This is a genomic window from Sporosarcina sp. P25, from assembly GCF_002743235.1.
Lineage (GTDB): Bacteria > Bacillota > Bacilli > Bacillales_A > Planococcaceae > Sporosarcina > Sporosarcina ureae_B.
Genome location: NZ_PDYV01000031.1, coordinates 1 through 17,318 on the forward strand (window position 1 = coordinate 1; position 17,318 = coordinate 17,318).

17 protein-coding genes, 1 tRNA gene and 1 pseudogene are annotated in these 17,318 nt (G+C 38.6%); 5 read left to right on the plus strand and 14 right to left on the minus strand.

The window, feature by feature from the left end; genetic code table 11:
• The first annotated feature begins 206 nt into the window (after window positions 1-206).
• Window positions 207-731, plus strand: a complete 525-nt coding sequence (locus CSV70_RS15760; protein WP_233191835.1) for a polysaccharide deacetylase family protein — start codon at window positions 207-209, stop codon at window positions 729-731.
• Window positions 732-922: 191 nt separating this feature from the next.
• On the opposite strand, the pseudogene CSV70_RS15765 reads toward CSV70_RS15760, so the two are convergent.
• From CSV70_RS15765 to CSV70_RS15820, 12 genes and pseudogenes are all read right to left on the minus strand, one after another.
• Window positions 923-2,383 (minus strand): annotated as a pseudogene (locus CSV70_RS15765) (IS1182 family transposase).
• Between the two features lie 163 nt (window positions 2,384-2,546).
• Window positions 2,547-2,618, minus strand: a tRNA-Asn gene (locus tag CSV70_RS15770).
• A 110-nt stretch (window positions 2,619-2,728) separates the two neighbouring features.
• Window positions 2,729-3,817 (minus strand): S-layer homology domain-containing protein, encoded by a 1,089-nt coding sequence (locus CSV70_RS15775; RefSeq protein ID WP_099629540.1) that lies wholly within the window; start codon window positions 3,815-3,817, stop codon window positions 2,729-2,731.
• Between the two features lie 576 nt (window positions 3,818-4,393).
• Complete coding sequence (locus CSV70_RS15780; RefSeq protein WP_099629541.1) at window positions 4,394-5,227, minus strand: ABC transporter permease; 834 nt, start codon at window positions 5,225-5,227, stop codon at window positions 4,394-4,396.
• A 1-nt stretch (window position 5,228) separates the two neighbouring features.
• Complete coding sequence (locus CSV70_RS15785; protein WP_099629542.1) at window positions 5,229-6,044, minus strand: ABC transporter ATP-binding protein; 816 nt, start codon at window positions 6,042-6,044, stop codon at window positions 5,229-5,231.
• 18 nt (window positions 6,045-6,062) lie between these two features.
• Window positions 6,063-7,127 carry an ABC transporter substrate-binding protein gene (locus CSV70_RS15790; protein ID WP_158232429.1) on the minus strand — a complete coding sequence of 355 codons (1,065 nt, stop codon included), beginning with the start codon at window positions 7,125-7,127 and terminating at the stop codon, window positions 6,063-6,065.
• A gap of 32 nt (window positions 7,128-7,159) precedes the next feature.
• Window positions 7,160-7,942, minus strand: coding sequence for an aspartate dehydrogenase (gene nadX / locus CSV70_RS15795; protein WP_099629544.1), 783 nt, complete (start codon window positions 7,940-7,942; stop codon window positions 7,160-7,162).
• An 87-nt stretch (window positions 7,943-8,029) separates the two neighbouring features.
• On the minus strand, window positions 8,030-8,566 hold the full coding sequence (locus CSV70_RS15800; RefSeq protein ID WP_099629545.1) for a cupin domain-containing protein: 537 nt from the start codon (window positions 8,564-8,566) through the stop codon (window positions 8,030-8,032).
• A gap of 307 nt (window positions 8,567-8,873) precedes the next feature.
• Window positions 8,874-9,650 carry an IclR family transcriptional regulator gene (locus CSV70_RS15805; protein ID WP_099629546.1) on the minus strand — a complete coding sequence of 259 codons (777 nt, stop codon included), beginning with the start codon at window positions 9,648-9,650 and terminating at the stop codon, window positions 8,874-8,876.
• Between the two features lie 23 nt (window positions 9,651-9,673).
• The gene (locus CSV70_RS15810; protein WP_099629547.1) at window positions 9,674-10,468 is read right to left on the minus strand and encodes an alpha/beta fold hydrolase; all 795 of its coding nucleotides are present in this window, start codon (window positions 10,466-10,468) and stop codon (window positions 9,674-9,676) included.
• A 630-nt stretch (window positions 10,469-11,098) separates the two neighbouring features.
• Window positions 11,099-12,076, minus strand: coding sequence for a DUF1835 domain-containing protein (locus CSV70_RS15815; protein WP_158232430.1), 978 nt, complete (start codon window positions 12,074-12,076; stop codon window positions 11,099-11,101).
• Window positions 12,077-12,202: 126 nt separating this feature from the next.
• On the minus strand, window positions 12,203-12,628 hold the full coding sequence (locus CSV70_RS15820; protein ID WP_099629549.1) for a hypothetical protein: 426 nt from the start codon (window positions 12,626-12,628) through the stop codon (window positions 12,203-12,205).
• Window positions 12,629-12,859: 231 nt separating this feature from the next.
• Here CSV70_RS15820 and CSV70_RS15825 point away from each other — a divergent pair, with 231 nt between their 5' ends.
• The 4 genes from CSV70_RS15825 (at window position 12,860) to CSV70_RS15840 (ending at window position 15,325) form a co-directional block, all read left to right on the plus strand.
• On the plus strand, window positions 12,860-13,162 hold the full coding sequence (locus CSV70_RS15825) for a hypothetical protein (RefSeq protein WP_099629550.1): 303 nt from the start codon (window positions 12,860-12,862) through the stop codon (window positions 13,160-13,162).
• Between the two features lie 141 nt (window positions 13,163-13,303).
• Window positions 13,304-13,699: a conserved phage C-terminal domain-containing protein gene (locus CSV70_RS15830; protein ID WP_158232431.1), complete on the plus strand. Its 396-nt coding sequence runs from the start codon at window positions 13,304-13,306 to the stop codon at window positions 13,697-13,699.
• 180 nt (window positions 13,700-13,879) lie between these two features.
• Entirely contained in the window at window positions 13,880-14,446 is a 567-nt protein-coding gene (locus tag CSV70_RS15835; RefSeq protein WP_158232432.1) for an S-layer homology domain-containing protein, read from the plus strand.
• Between the two features lie 9 nt (window positions 14,447-14,455).
• Window positions 14,456-15,325 carry a hypothetical protein gene (locus CSV70_RS15840; RefSeq protein WP_099629553.1) on the plus strand — a complete coding sequence of 290 codons (870 nt, stop codon included), beginning with the start codon at window positions 14,456-14,458 and terminating at the stop codon, window positions 15,323-15,325.
• 143 nt (window positions 15,326-15,468) lie between these two features.
• On the opposite strand, the gene CSV70_RS15845 is transcribed toward CSV70_RS15840, so the two are convergent.
• Both CSV70_RS15845 and CSV70_RS15850 read right to left on the minus strand, forming a co-directional pair.
• A complete protein-coding gene (locus tag CSV70_RS15845) occupies window positions 15,469-16,206 on the minus strand; it encodes a hypothetical protein (protein WP_099661173.1) in 738 nt (245 codons plus the stop codon).
• A gap of 175 nt (window positions 16,207-16,381) precedes the next feature.
• Window positions 16,382-17,107, minus strand: a complete 726-nt coding sequence (locus CSV70_RS15850) for a nuclease-related domain-containing protein (RefSeq protein ID WP_099629539.1) — start codon at window positions 17,105-17,107, stop codon at window positions 16,382-16,384.
• Window positions 17,108-17,318: the final 211 nt, after the last annotated feature.

The window sequence follows — 17,318 nt, forward strand, 5'->3', positions numbered from 1 at the left end:
CCATATACGGGCTTCCATTCGGTGTTTTTCTTTTGGAAATCATAAGCACACTGCCTTGGATAGTTTTACCAATTATACTATAGATACTGAATAGAAAGAATTAAAAAGCAACTGTACGAACGGGTTTCCGTCCGTACAGTTGCTTTTCTTCATTTCATGAACTTTTTCAGCGGCCTCATAAACCGATGGTGTCTTTTTTAATTAATATGGCCTGGGATAATGAATATATTCCTGAAATTTTGGATGTGCTGAAGAAACATAAAACGAAAGCCTCCTTCTTCTTCGACGGCAGCTGGGTAAGCAAAAATCCCGATTTAGCTAAATTGATTCATAGTAAGGGGCATGAAATTGGAAACCATGCATACAGCCATCCCAATTTACAGCAGAAATCAGAAGCTGAAACAATGGAAGAGTTAAAAAAGACCAATGATGTCATCAAAAAAACACTCGGGATTCCATCGCCCAAGTGGTTCGGTCCGCCAAGCGGCAGTTTTAATCAGCAAACAGTTGAAACCGCAAGTCAACTCGGAATGCATACGGTTTTATGGACAGTGGATACAGTCGACTGGAAAAAGCCGGCGACTCATGAAATGGTGAACAGAGTTGTTTCTCAAGTGGAGAACGGCTCGATGGTTTTAATGCATCCGACCAAACCTGTAGCTGAAGGAATAGAAGATATGATCACACAAATTACAGAGAAAGTTTTCGTCTGGGGACCGTCAGTGAACTGATGAGCGAAAAACGTACCAACGGAACAGCATAGGATGATGAATAAAATGCCTGCGCAAAGCAAAAAACTCTCCTGACATCAAAGGAGGCTGCTGAAAAACTTACGTTTTTTTCAAAGTATAGTTTTTCAAACGAAAATAAGGCACTTTCCATTCGTTTTTGAATGGAAAGTGCCTTATTTCTTGATTTATTCTTATTCTTTATCGCTCAGTAACTTGATAATCCGTTTTAGGTTGACCGCAAATATGGTGGTGGCGCCTTGTATCTCCATGCCAAATAAGCCCGCTGATTTAGCCGTTTTGTAGCCATGCGGATGTTTCAATTCGCTATTCTTCGCTTCAATTTTATAACGTTTCTTCGCAAGTTATTTAAATTTATCCGTCTCTTGAAAAGCGGCTTGTTCTTCATGTTCGATTGATTTGATGGTCACGCTGTATGTTTTGCTTTTGGCTCCTTCTTGATAACAACCTTCACGCATTGGACATACCTTACATTTTTCGATATCGAAATAATACTTAGTACGCTGATTTTTATTATGATTTTTCTTTCCTGTCCTTGCCTTTTGAATGGCCATGTGCCCAGCTGGACACACAAACATTCCTGCATCTTTATTGTAATCGAATTCTATTTTTCGTTGTCCACTACCGCTTGTAATAACGGTATTTAACTTGGATATTAATTGAAGCGCTTCTGTTTTGGCGTATTGTAAGTTATCTTTTCCGGAATACGCTGCGTCACCCAGAACGGTTTCAATTTCCATGCCTGCCTCTTTACTTTTTTCAATTAATTCTTGAAGATATTGCCCGTCACTTTTTTCGCCTGTCGTCACAATCGCCGCGGTAATAATTCGTTCGTCGCTCATCGCAATATGCGTTTTAAAACCAAAGAAAGCGGAGTCAGCCGACTTATGTCCAACCCGTGCATCTGGGTCATTGGAGTAACTCCATTGGTTCTCATAATCATCCATCACTTCTTTTAAGACATTGACTTTTTCTTTCACGGCTGGGATTTGTGCGACCTTTGATTGTCTTTCGACCACTTCAACCACTTGACGACAGTACTTTAATTCTTCTTCAATTTCATTTGAGGTAGGTTTCTCAGGAGATTTCCCAACCATTTTTTCTTCCAATTGATAGACTGCTTTACGCACATTTTTTGATTTTTCCTGCAGGAACTCCTTGGGTGATTTTTGATTGTAGCGCGCTTGGGTATGGGTTGCATCCATCATGATTATTTTACTGAGGAGGAGCCCTTTTTCGACTGCGATTTCCACAGTTTTATTGATGAGTAGATCCAATAGATGTAGATCCTGTAAGCGAAGGCGACGAAATTTTGTCAGAGAACTCGAATTCATGACATCCTCTTCTGGCGTCATATCCAAAAAATATTTAAAGGACATATCGTACTTTGAGCGCTCGACAAGGTCGGCATCGGATAAGTCATAAATTGATTTGAGTAGTAAATATTTGAACATCCGAATCGGGTGAATGGCATTGCGACCGTTTTCTAAACAATATTTTGATTGAAGTTCGTCTAAGACAAATGAAAAGTCCACGAGTTCATTAATCTGTCTGAGCAGATGATCTTTCGGGATCAGCACATCATATAGCGCCATATAAGGGCTTAAATTGAGCGTTTCTTGTTTGGAAATCATGGTCGCACCCCCTCGAATTAGTTCCTTTTATTGTACTATGAAAAACAGATGGGGAGAACAGAAAAGCGACTGTGCATACGGATTTCCGTTCGCACAGTCGCTTTTCTTCTTTTATTGGACTTTTTCAGCGGCCTCCATCAAAGCCGGGAGAGTTTTTCATGTACTCCAAAGGCAGGAATCGAACCTGCGACCGATCGGTTAACAGCCGATTGCTCTACCGCTGAGCTACTTTGGAAAATGAATTCTTTTCACGCTATATAGTATGGACAGGATTCAAACATATATACATCGTTTATTAATGAAAAGACTTGGTCCCGAAGTGGCTCGAAGACCAAGTCCGTGCACTTATTCTTTTACACGCTTCACCAATCCGTACAACTCTTTCCCTGAACCATCCACTCGCTGGATCAAGCCAATATCTTTTGCGTAGTATTCAATTACCGATTCTTTATTCCACGGGAAGTAGCTCTCAACGACTAGCACATCACGATACTCTGTACCGCGAACTGTTTTCTTTGCGTTTGTAGAAGTAATCCACCCGTTCCCGTAACCAATCGGCCCTATATCATCATGATGATAAATCTGTGTTACCACGAAAGGATGCGGAATATATTGATCGTAATGGTTCCAATCATCATATCCTTCTCCGTAGTACGAGGAGTCCTGCACAAAGCCCAGTCGCGGAATGTCTTCATACTTCGTCTCATTGGTAATGCGCCAGTAGTCTAAACCGTTCTCTTCTTCGCCCTCATGATCGTAGCGATATGTGCTAGAGCCGTCCGTGTAATAATACGTATAATCAGCGTCTGGCATAATATTCATCGTTCTCGCTGTCATCGCACGAGTCAGGAATGCGGCGAAATGCGCACGAGTGATAAGCTGCTTTGGCTTGAATGTCCCGTCCGGATAACCGGTGGCGACGTTATTAGTCGATACCCTCATAATATCGGTATGGAAGTCCGAATTTCTTCCCACGTCACTGTACGATGGCATATAATCCGCTTTATTTTGCACTTTCAAATGAAATGCCTTGCTCATCAACCGCGCCATGAATGCACGTGAGATGCTAGATTCCGGTTTGAAATTAGCCGCCTTGGAAAACAGTCCCGCCTTGTACGCTGCTGCTATTTCATTGTAATACGGATGTGTTTTCGGAACGTCCTTGTATCCAGGGTCTTTCAAATCCGTCATCGGCAACTCGAGCGCCTTGACGAGCATGGCCGCAATATGCTTCTTTGCGATCGGCTCATTCGGCTTGAACTGGCCGTCCGGATACCCACTAATGATACCGAGATCCGCCAGGTAATTCACTTCCACATACAGCGAAGAACTATTCTTCTTCATGTCTGTAAAACTTGCAGCTTCTGTAGTCTGCATCGTCCCGGTCACCGCCAGTAGAAAAATCGCACATGCCACTATCCACTTTTCCAACAATCTTTCTTCCCCTTTATGTACTCACATTTTTGCACACTCTATCTTTATATGATCATCGCGAGTTATATATGATAAATTACAGTATGTTGGGTGATATTTTCCCTTTATGGGTTGTCATATATAATCCATACCCTTTTTTCTGTCTATGTAAAACAAGACCGGTTTCAGAAACGCTGCTTCACGATTCTGAAGGTACAAGGTCCTGATGTGATCCTCAAAAGTTAGAGTTACAGTCTAACTTTTGGAGGTGCATATCATTCTCACGCAAATTTAGTTTAATTCAGTATTTTTTGTGATTTGCGCTGAAGCTGGTACCTCATTCTAATGTAATGCTTGTCGTTACTCGGAGCTTAAAACTCTATAAACACTGGTCTTTTTTCACTCAATTTATTTCATACAATCTTTCGGACTTCTCTTGAATACTTATGCAACAACAAAAATGGGAACACCAATCCATATTCGAATTGTGTTCCCAAACAAAATATTTTTTATCTTTTCTCTTATGTACCTACCCCCTTGCTTTTCCAGGTGGTCATTATTTATCCAATTATTATACTAAACTATTTATCATTCAACTTATTCCGGCTTCCATAAGGAGAAACGTTTCTCGATTAGACCTATTAAAGCATTGAGCATGATACCAGTCAAAGCTATTACTAAAACACCGACAAACATTTCATCGGTCCTTAAATTCTGTCCTGCATTAGTTAATTGATACCCTATTCCTGCAGTGGAAGCGAACATTTCACCAACAACAATTGCAATTAATCCTTGACCTAATCCCAATCGAATTCCATTTAGCAAGAATGGGACAGTTGAAGGCAACGCAATAGTTGTAAAAATTTGAAATTCATTCGCCGAAAAACTTCGGGCTGCTTTTATTAAATTTTGATCTAGCGTACTCATGGCCTTTTGGGCGCTCATCACAATGGGGAAAATCGCCATTAAAAATACAATCACAATTTTTGAAGTTAACCCAATCCCAAAAGCAATTACGATGACAGGAAGTAATGCAACTTTAGGTGTCACGTAAAGTGCAGATATAAAGGGGCTAATGATGGAGTTAAACGTTCTATTCCAACCTGCAAAAATCCCCATTGGTATTCCAATCACTGCAGCTAAGACAAAGCCCCAGAAAAATTCATAAGCACTCACACCGATATTGTTCCAAAATGTTGCATCAACTATTAAGGATTTTGCCGCTATGATAATAGCAGTTGGCGAACTAATGAATAAAGGGTTGACCCACCGATAAAAAGACGCTGTCTCCCATAAGCTCAAGAAAGCTATTACAGACAATGTACTAATAAAAAGGTACTTTTGATTTTTGAATACCTTTTTATCTTTTCTATTGCCATTTCTTTCATTGTCAGATTGATTATCTAACTCAATTGTACCTTCCTTTGACATGCTATCCCTCCATATCGAATCCCTGCTTAGGAGATTCTTTTTCTATCAGCTCCCAAATATCATCAACATATTCTAAAAACTTTCTATCTCGCTTAATACTTAATTCCCTTGGCCTTGGTATGTCAATTGATATATCCGCCACTACATGACCTGGTCTAGCTCCAAACACAAAAACCCTGTCAGCCAAAAACACAGCCTCATCAATTTGATGTGTAATAAAGATACTTGTTTTTTTTGTTTCATTCCATATTCTCAATAATTCTTTTTGCATAAACTCCCGTGTTTGTGCATCTAATGCCGAAAAAGGTTCATCTAACAAAATCAAGGACGGATCTACAGTTAAAGCGCGCGCAAGATTTACACGCTGTTGCATTCCTCCAGATAACTCGTGTGGATATGAGTTCTCAAATCCTTTTAAACCAACCATTTCAATATAATTTTGTGCTAATTCCCTTGTTTCTTCGCTTAATCTTTTTTGTAACTGAATCCCGTACAAAACATTGTCTTTTACAGTTCTCCATGGTAATAAACTTGGGGATTGAAAGACCATGGATCGATCTCTCCCTGGTCCTTCTACAACTTTATCATCTAATAAAATTCTACCTTTACTTGGTTTTAAAAAACCAATAACGGTGTTCAAGAAAGTTGTCTTACCACATCCCGAGGGACCTACAATACAAATAAATTCTCCCTCTTTAATATTTAAATTAATATTTTGCAAAGCAACTACTTCAGAGCCTGTCTTACTATTAATATAAGTTACGTCAAGATATTGAGTGCTTAATTTATAATCATTTTTTTTAACGGTCTGTATCATCTCAATAACCTCCGTTCTTTATTCAGAAAATGCTTCTTTAATATATTTATTAGTCCACAGCACATCTTCTGTTGTATCATGTTCACTTGAAACGCCGGATATATCACTGAACTCCACTAGTGGTTTTTGTGCATTATCCCAACCACTTTTTGTCATTTCTCCATTGCCGACATAGGTAGCTTGAAGCCCTTTAAGTGACGTTAATATCATTTCTTCATCAATTCCATCAAAATAAGAAGTTATGGTAGCCGCTGCCTTTTCAGGGTTATCTCGAGCAAGCTCAATCCCCTGCCCTAATGCTTTTACTACTTTTTTAGCTATTTCTGGATTATTGTCGATATATTCCTTCTTAGCAAAGACGACTTCCCAAACTAAATCTGCATAGTCTTCCTCTTCACTTAAACGTAATGCAAGCTTTCCTGCTCCATTGTCTTCGGCTAATGCTGTAAATGGAGGTGACTGAACACCACCGTCAATGATATTTTCTTGCATGCCACCAATTTTAGGTCCACTTCCTGTTAATTTAACCGCTTTCATTTTTGATTGATCAAAATTATATTTCTCCATTAGATATCGAAGATAAACATCGCTCGAATCACCAATTTGATCTATCCCTATAGTAGCTCCTTCAAGTGCTCCTAACTTCTTTTCTAACGGAGAATTAAAATCTATTTTTTTACTTTCAAGATATTTATTTGAAAGCGCAACTTCATAAGTTAAGGCTGAGTTTAGTGATTGAATTGCAATCAAATCTTCACCTGAATCAAGTGCTGAAAACATTGCACGAGGGGCATTTATAGCAAACTGTGAGTCGCCTGAAAGAAGTGTTGCAATTACTTGTGATCCCCCACCGCCGGATGAGATTTCTGCATTTATACCTTGGTCTTTAAAATACCCTTCTTCAATTGCAATATAAAGCGGTGCAAATGATAGGATTCTTGCTGGTTCAGCAAATGTAATATCAATAGGTTTGTCTGTAGAGCCAGAATCTTTAGCCGCAGATTCTGAAGAGGACGTTTCCTCATTACAAGCAGATAATAAAGCTATAACAGCTATAAGCATGAACATTCTAATTTTCTTCATTCTCACATCTCTCCTTTTTTGACAAGTAAAATTCATGACCCAATCCTGAATGATTCGTCTTTATTTTGTAATGTAGATATAATGCTTAATGCAGCCAGGTAGCTAGTTTTCGGGTTATTTGGCATAGGATTATTTTCTATAATCAAAGTCATTTTCCCAAAATCACCACTTGCTTTAATTGTATGTGTATTCTTTTCTATTAGTGGATCTACAATTACTTGTACCCTCGTCATTTCCGGTCCAATTGTTGCAAGAGAGAGCAAAAGAGCAACATTCATATTTTGGGGAAACTGTTCAATGGCATCATTAGCAGTTCCTTCAAATAACAATTGCTCTTCCATGATAACTTCCATTCCCAAAGACCCAGGAGATTTTCTAGTTGTAATACTTAAGTTTTTAAGTCCATGAAGTGAGTTAGCAGATTGTAAAAGATCTAATCCTCCTATTGCCCCCGTTGGGAGAAAAACACACTTAGAGTTTAAGTTAGCAATTTCTTTAATCTCAGCCAGAAAATCAGATTCTTTCAAAGCTCCAACGCTACTTAAAACGACAGATTTTTCATTCGCTAAAATTTCTTTTATATACTTTTTGGCAACTTCAATTGTCGCAGCTTCTATGACTATATCTATTGGTGATTCAATAAATCTTTGAAAGTCTGTAAAAAAACTAATATTGTATTTAATTTTTAGAGATTCTCCAATTTCTTTGTTTCTTCCAAAAACTGATGTAATTTCACCCCTTAATTGATCAGATGAATTTATTGTTTCTAATAAATAATTAGCTATATTACCTGTTCCTATTATTCCAATTTTCATGAGGGCTCCTTGTGTTGAGGTTATAAAATAAAAAGGCTCTGCCATATAGGCTATCTTGTATGGCAAAGCTTTGTTCTACTATTAGAATTAATTAGATTTGATAATTGCTTCTCTTTCTGCAGCACGCTCTAACCTTAATTTCTCAAGGTCTGACCCCTCTGGATATGTTGGCAAATTAGGTTTAACTGCTCCAAGCATTACTAACATAAGAGCTTCTTCATTGGAATCATTACGAATCCCACGATAAACTCCGGGTGGAGAGGAAATGCAGTCACGTGCATTTAATTTTATTTCGTGAATCTCGTCTTCACCAGGAATCTGGATTAATGCGGTAACTTCGCCTTGGAGAATAAAGAAAACTTCCTCTACATCGTCATGAAGATGTAACGGTCCAATGCTGCCCCCAGGTAAAACCATAGTGCTCAGAGTAAAGTGTTCAGCTTCTATAACATTCGAATCGTTGTTAGCTGTTGCTCCCCTTCCGATATAACGCATTTGAGCCCTTTTATAACGTGGGTCGATTTCTTCTTGAAACTTTAGTACATTCCAATCCAAAGTTCTTTCTGGAAGACGAGCTACATACTTCTTCTCAAAATCTTCTATTGAAAAGTCTACTTTACTCATAAATAATTCCCCCTATCAATTTTGTATAATGCATTCTAGTTAATAGATGTTTTATATAGAATACATTGTTTTGCTTACAAAATATTATTGCACGTTATAAAGATGCTGTCAATAAGTTTTTTAACAATTTAATTAACTTAATATAACGATCAATATATAAGGAAATAAAAAATCCTGTAAAAACTTTGTATTAAAAGTTTTTACAGGAGATTTCACTTCACTTCACTTCACTTCACTTCACTTCACTTCACTACTATTCATACGGGAATGATCTGAAACTTTTTTAAAAAGAGCATTGACTAAAAGGCTATAGCAAAGCTTTTTGTAATGCATTTAATTCATTACTGATTTTTAAAGCTTTTGGTAAAGCTTTATTTGTAAGGAAATCTTTTTCGAATAAAGCGGTAGGAGCCACTACATTAATTGCAGCAATCACTGTTAAATTACGATTAAAAAGGGGGACAGCGATTGACGAGACAGAATCTAAAAGCTCATTTTCCGTTTTTGCATAACCGTTTTCTTTAATTAATACCAGTTCATTTAAAAGTGTTTCTTTTGAATTAAACTTTTGGTTTGCAAACTCCTTAAATATTCCATCTGACATTAATTTTTCGATTTTATCCAATGGTTGATAAGCAAGCAATAGTTTTCCATTAGCTGTTGCATGTGCGGGTAAACGGGTGCCTATATTAACATTAATCGCTGTATATCCCTTAATGGCAGCAGTACCGATGTAAACAACTTCTGGTCCGTCAAGTATGGATAAGTAACAAGATGCATTAATATCATTTCGCAATTGCTCTAAGTAAGGTTGTACAATCTCAGGAAATTTTAAACTGCTAATATAGCTATATCCTAATTCCAACACCTTAGGGGTTAATCTATATCGTTTTGTTTTCAGACTCTGTTCTATATAACCAGATTCCTGTAAAGTATACATTAATCGGTAGGGAGTTGTTCGGTTTACCCCTAATTTTTCGGAAATCTCTACAAGCGATAAAGTGTCGTTACCTTCATTAAATAAATTAAGTATTTCTAGTCCTCTTTTTAAAGAGTTTGATGTATAGTTGTTTTTTGTAGACAATGAACAGACCCACCCGACGTAATTTAGTTGGATAAAAATTCTATTACATGAGCATTGAAGGATACTGGATCCTCCAGATAACACAAATGCCCAGTTTTTGGAATCGTAACAAATTCAGAATTTTTTATACACTTATGAATATACTCTGACTCTGGTATAGGTGTTACACAATCTTCTTCACCACATATAATTAATGTAGGCACATCAATTTCACCATAAATATCTTTTTGATTTAAGTTAAATAATGACTGTGAAACAGATATATATCCTGCAGGTCGTACTTTTTCCATTATATTTTGCACTTTGTTAATAGTTTCTTCAGGGGCATTAGACGATAGTAGATTTCTAGCACGGCTTTGAGCCAATTCTTTTGAACCTAAGACATTGATCGCATGTAATCTCCTATGCAGATTATTATGATTAGTTTCTTCGGTCAGAAAAGCTGCTCCCCTTGTAGCGTCTGCCAATATTAATTTTTCTACGTGTGAAGGAAATCTATATGCAAAGTCAATAGCCAAAGCAGCCCCCATGGAATGACCTAGTAAATACATAGGTTGTATATTCAACGCCTCAGTAAATTCTTTTAATACAAAGGAAAAATCAGAGAAATAATTGAAGAAAGGTTGAGGATCAGAACTTTCTCCATAACCTGGCGCATCCCATGCAATCACGTGAAAATAATCACTTAAACCTATTAACTGCTCATCCCAGGATGAAGCGTTATTACCTAGGCCATGCAGGACAAGAAGAGTTTTCCCTTGCCCTTTTTCCAAATAATGAATTGTTAAATTACTCTCTTTTAGTTGAATCTTCGGCACAAACTCACCTCCTAAACCGCAAACAAGTTTTCTATATAAAACATCTATGATTAGCATATTTCGTAGGTTAAAAAAAGTCAATATAATAAAATCCATCTTATTCACTATCCGAGATAAATTCACACTAAAAAGCGTTCGCTTCGAATCTTTAGTATGATTCTTTTATTTACGGATTTCACGAAAAATTTTTACAAATCTAATTCTGAGCAATTTTATAGTTACTGTGTGTCTACTAGCATTGCATGGCTGTAAAATATGTAGTTAATATTAAAAATAACTGATAGGAATTGTTGGAATGTCGAAAAAGAGCCCTTTCCTTTAAAATTAGAACTTACAATCAGCTTTTAATCTACAGAAAGGAGACTCCTTATAGAAATAATAGAACAAAACTTAGTTATACGTCGATATATACCATGGTTACCAGAGAATAGACTTCCGTATCTTATGATAAAGTATTCAGAGAAAAAGTTAACGGCTTTTAATTTGGTCAAACTATTTATCGTAAGTACTTTGTGCAAATGGGAAAGCCTTCGTGAAATTATAATAAGGTACCTTGTTTTGCCTTCATGATTGTTGAAGCATTAACAATTGTTTCTCACACCTTATTTTAATAGTAGGAATAGTATTCTGCTATCCTATTACTCGTATCTTATATTTCCGCCAGTTTCCAATATCCCCTTTGGACGCGAGCTCTCCGTACCGGATCAATTCCTTCACACGGCACTCAATCCATTCATCACCCGTATACTGCTCCAATTCACCGTATACTTGCCCAATGAGACGCAGTACGTTGTAATATTCACCAGGATACGCGGACTGAAACTGACGTGCACAATCCATGATGAACGTATCGTAGCCATCTTCATCTGAGCTCCACAGTTCGTCGTATCCCCAAGTGCGCAAGTAAGACTCATCATACATAAGTGATTCGCCTTCCTGTTCGATTGCTGCGCATCGGACTGAGTTCCAATTCCACGGTTCGTAATGCGCGTAAAATTCGAGCAGCTGTTCAGGCGACAGTTCACTGGAACGAAGGATGTGAATCTCTTCGCTATGGTCCGCAGTTCTGTACAAAGATTCATATGCTTTGGTACTGTTGAGTTCGCTAATTTCATTGAGCTGACCGCTCAGGAGGTAGGTAGCAAATCGCAGGCCGGTTTGTTCTGCTGCGTTGTTACCAGCCCAAAGAATAATTGGTAAGTGTGGCGGGATGCTTTTGATGTTCTGTATCGCACTACGGAATTCACTCTCTTGTTCTTGGATGTCACCGCGGAGATGTTCTTGAAGCCAACAAAATCGGTTCTTGATTCCCTCATCCGTATGGAGAGATTCCACCGGACCGATGGATAGGATGTCCGGTAGTGAGATAATTTGCTCTGTTGACTTTAAGGGCTCTTTGCGAAATGCATGTCGTAGGGCTCCCGCGAACGCACGGTCGAAGACGATGTGGACCGTCTGCGGGCACGTTTCATCCGCAGAGAGCAACGACCGCGTTATTTTCCCGAGCGCTTCATCGTCTAGTCGCTCTGCTCGTATGAACAGTTGATCGACAATTGTTTTCGCCTGTTGCGGAGTGAATGGTTTACTTGGCCGGTGATTTTTATTCATTTGTATTGCACTCCTTTTGCTTGTTTTCAAACTCCAAAAGTTTATGGTATGCATAATATTAATGTAAAAATTTATAAAAAGGTACGCGTGTACGATTCTTTCGTGTTTGTTTCTTACACGGGTAACTTACTTCTTAATCACTGATCTAATAATCTGCGGTCCAAATTTTATAGCCGTACCGACTACTGCTGTTAAAGCTACGCCAGTTAATCCATTGATGAACTTTTTATTATTATCATCATGTTGATGTGCAACCTGAGCATGCTGATCTATTCTATCGTAAATTTTTTCTCTTTGTTCTTGACTGAGGTCTTCTCTTTTCAATTCATCTTTATAAAATTCGATAATATTCCTTAATAAATCAAACATGTCTTTTGATGAACCAAAATTCGCATCCACTGCTTTTGAAAACATATCTTTTACGTTGGGTGCAAGTTCTATTAATTTTGTTATTTCCTCTAATGAAATATCAATTTCTTCACTTTCAAATAAATCAAATGCTTTCTCAGCTAGCGTAAATTCTTGCTTATTTATATTGTTTTCTTTACTCATATAATGCCCACCCTTCGAAGTGTTTTTTTTCAATCTTATCAGTTAAACACCGAGATTAGAAGGTTTCTCAATTAAAGGTACGTTGTTTTGCAAATTCCAATTAGAAATACTTCATGTCCCTTTCAACTTTTTTTAATAACCATGTATCCTTTCTAGAAATACTCTCTATATGAAGTATAAGGAGCACTAAATGAATACTCCTACATCACTTTACTCGAGGGGGACCACCAAATGAAATTATTAATTAACGAAGATCCGATTCCATTATTACCTTCATTGGCAATGAAAGTAGGACTGAACGCCGCGCTATTCTTGCAGCAACTTCACTACCGTTCGAACATTTCAAAAAACATTCGTGACGGTCATAAATGGGTGTTCAATACATACGACGATTGGATGGAAGAATTTCCATTTTGGTCGCTAAACACGATTAAACGGATTACGTACGACTTGGAACAAAAAGGGTATCTGATTTCCACTTCCAAGCACAATAAAATGAAAATCGACAACACCAAATGGCACCGGATCGATTAAGAAAAACTGCCATTTTCCTATACGCCAAATGAGATGCTGGCCAACCCAAAAGTGGACGCTCTTCCAGCTCAACATGAAACGTCAATCAACTCACAATTGGGCGCTGTGCAAACCCACACTGGTACGACGGCGTATCCCACTATGGGACGGCCTATAACCAAAGAACTTAAGAAGGTCAATAATAAAACCATTGTCGAGAAAAATCTCGACGTCGCACATTCTGTGATACAGTACCTGAATGACAAAACCGGAAGACATTTTAAAGCGGAGTCCGCTGCCACCCGTAAATTCATCAACGACCGAATCAAAGAAGGCTACACACAGGAAGACTTTATTCGTGTCATCGACTTAAAGACCAAGCAGTGGTTGAACCTTCCTAAATTCAATGCGTTCCTTAGACCATCTACTTTGTTTAACGCAACAAACTTTGAAAACTATGTCAATGAGCTAGTTGCTACTAAGAAACCAGAAAAAGAACCATACACTCCACCTGTTCTCGATTTTAATCGTGGTGAGGAGTTACTATACGGTAATTAATTATTGAATTAGTATGTTTTGGCACGATGATAATAGAAAATTGCATAGTGCGTGATAGTGGAATACAAGATTTTGTGTTATACCTAATACATTATTTACATTCTTTTGAAACTTTTTTACTATTCTCCGTCTGTACGCTGATTGATAGATCACATCATAGAAATGGAGAGGAGTTTAAATATGAAAAACAAATTCAAAGTATGTCTAGGAGCACTATTGCTCGCTGCCAGTTTGCCGATCACTAGCGCAGCTGCAGAAAAACAGCCATTTCCCGACGTTCCGCCGAGTAAGCATTTTGCGGTAGCGGTCAATGACCTAGCTGCTCGTCATATTATCGGAGGATATCCGGACGGTACGTTCAAACCGGGCAACTCGATTACACGAGGACAGGCAGCAGCCATTATTGCTAAAATGACTGGAGTCGATACAAATCAGGTTAAAAATCCACGTTTCAAGGATGTTTCAACCTCACACGGCTTCTACAAAGCAATTTCTGCATTGGCAGAAAAAGGAGTAATCGGTGGGTATCCGGATGGCACTTTCAAACCCAATGATCCGATTAACCGTAAGAATATGGCTGCAATTTTAGTAAAAGCTTTTGATTTGCCACGTGATACAGCTGTTTCCAATCCGTTCAAAGATCCGAGCGGTATTACAGACGATGTACTTATCATCTACAAACTCGGTATCACGACCGGGACAAGCCCTACTACGTTCAGCCCGAACGCATTTATTACACGAGGATAGGCGGCTAAAATGCTGAAATCGACAGAAGATCTGAAACCTCAGAACATACTTACTATGCAACCGGATGACTTTGGTTTAACTACCATCGATAGAATCCGTACGAATTCATTACACCAAGATGTCGTGAAAAGCATTCTAGTTAAAGGCAAGGAAGGCTATTCTAAAGACAAAATTCAATTTGTTCCTGTGAAAGAAGGTAGAGACGGTATTATTGTTTCGGGGCAAAATTCCGATAACTCCGTTCAGAAGAAATATTATGTTGATGTCAAAAAAGTACATGGTGAATTGAAAGTATCGTTGACGGAAACGGATGATATTTTTAGCGCAAAGGTCAAATTGTATGATAAGAATGAAGTAAAGAAGGTTGCACTTTCCACTATGGAAGGTGAATTACTAGCTGACAATGCAACGTTTGTCAGTGAGAAAGAAAGTATCGAATTTCAGGTCGACAAAGCCGGTGAATATATCGCAACCGTTACGTATAAAGACGGTACAAATCAACGGTACGGAATACGGGTACAACCGACCGAGGATCACTTTGAATACAAAATCGAGACTCTTGTAGAAAAACGCATGGCAGAAATTGAAATAGGTAAGGACTTTAACATAGGTACACATACAATAGTCGGTGAGAATTATGAAGAAATTGCAACCGTGACGCATGAGTCGAAAACTAATACTTTTCGTGCTACCGGAAAGAAACGTGGCAACGTTGCAGTATCTTTCGAGAATACAATATACCGAATAGGTGAATGTGAAGGATTGGGTGTTGGAGAATGCTACCCTTATTACGTTGAAGGCATCAATATAGAAGTAAGACAACTAGGTTCAATCGTTCATGTTTCTATAGGTGTGATAGGTCAGAGTGATCACGCGTAGTTTGTAAGGTGCCAGGTTCCCACATGACTTCAAATCAACTTAGAACTGTTTCTAAATAATAAAAGGTACCTGTGTTTGATACTTTCATGAAAGTTTACACATTCATGATTGCTTCTCACACAGGCACCTCACTTATAATTGCTTTACAGTTCATCACTACTTAATCTCTGAATATCCTCATAGTTTTTCACAACTGCACCAAGCACCAGCAACCCGAACACCGCAATCGCAATCAGCCATCTAGCTACGCTAATCCAGTCGAAGAACCCGAATACAGCCCCTGCTACCAACAGAACAATTGTGATCACGAACCATGGGATCTTCCAGCCATATAACCGTGTGAGCAATGACATATTCTTCGGCGGATCGCACAGTTCTTCATAGAACTTCACATGATGCAGCTGCTCTTCCCTATAAAATAAGTACCGACCATCCTTCGCCTGCAGCAGGAATGTATGCTTATTCACTTTCTTCACAATCTCTAATGGCTCTTCATCCACTATATAAAATGATGTCTTCACACTGACCATGGAAAAGAAGCCGTAGACAATAAACAGTAGCAGAAACACAAAAAGCCCCGCAAGAGCATACGACTGCCCTGCTAGCAGTTCCCATGACACCCCTGAAAGCGGATCATTCCCTTCTTCGTTCATCCCACTTACACCGCCAAACACTAGCATGAAAAGGGCCGTACCAGTCAAAGCGGACAGAATCACCCATTGTGCAAAATACACGGTGAACCGCTCACTCACCGTTAAACGTAATTTCTCAATGGGCCTCACATTATACGAATTGAGCGCAATACGAAAAAAAGGGACCAAAGTGATAATAAGCAGCGCCACTGCCCTCCACGGCCCCTGAATATATTCGATTACCTGCACATTCATCCACTCCTTATTACGCATATAGGTTTATACTACCATGAATGCGAGATAAGTAGATATTGATTAAAGGTACATGTGGATGAAACCTTCGTGATTGTTTAAACATTCATGTTTGCTTCATACCTAATGTTATTTTCCTACAACTACTTCCTTCACTGTCTCTACCACTCTTCTACTTTACTTTTTTGCCCGGCGTAGCGTTATACTTCATCCGTACCTGTTGCAAGTGCGTTTTCCTGATCGACTTCTTTTCCTCTTTCGGAAGATTCACAAGCTGATTCAAGTTACTAATTATGCCATTCACCTGATTGTCAGTGAGCCGCGGTCTATCGTCTTGCTTGATTGCTTTCACCAATCCACGATAGTGAACAACATCAGCTGACCGGAACGGTTCTTTGAATTTGAATTCGACTTCATTAGAGAAAGCGATGATGGAGCGTGCAGGCAGGTTGGGCAAGTTCAGACGACTTTTGAGCGCTTCTGTGTGATCATAGTTCTGCCGTATCGGATTATAGAATTTCTGTTTGTTTTTATAGATGACCTGCGTCCAGTATTTCTGATGTTCACTGCCGAATATCCATCCTTTATAGTGTTTCGTTTCGATGACTTGCAGACCATATTTGGAGACGACTACGTGGTCGATCTGCGTCAATCTGTACTGCGCGTCCTCTACGTAGAGATCATGATAGGCTAGGTACTCTTCGCCAAGTTTTTCAAGCCGTTTCCGTACGGTTACCTCGCCGACAGCACCGCGCCATTTCGGTAGCTGCAACTGAACGACAGTTGTAAGAACCACCATGGCCACCAGAAACCAGAAAGCTTTCAGTTTTAGGATATATAATAGGGTGGCAAAAAATAACTCCATATTGTATTCGCTCACTTTCCACAACTTATCCATTTACTATATACTTCCATATTATCGAAACATCAGAAAAATGTCACGATACTCTCGCTAAAACATTTTTATGATAGATTCTACTTCTTCTTAAATTTATCCCATACGATTACATATTTAAAATTTCGAATCAAAAAAGTACCTGTGCATGAAACGAGGCCGCTGAAAAACTAACATTTATTTTTGATACTTGGTTTTTCAAACGAAAACAGGG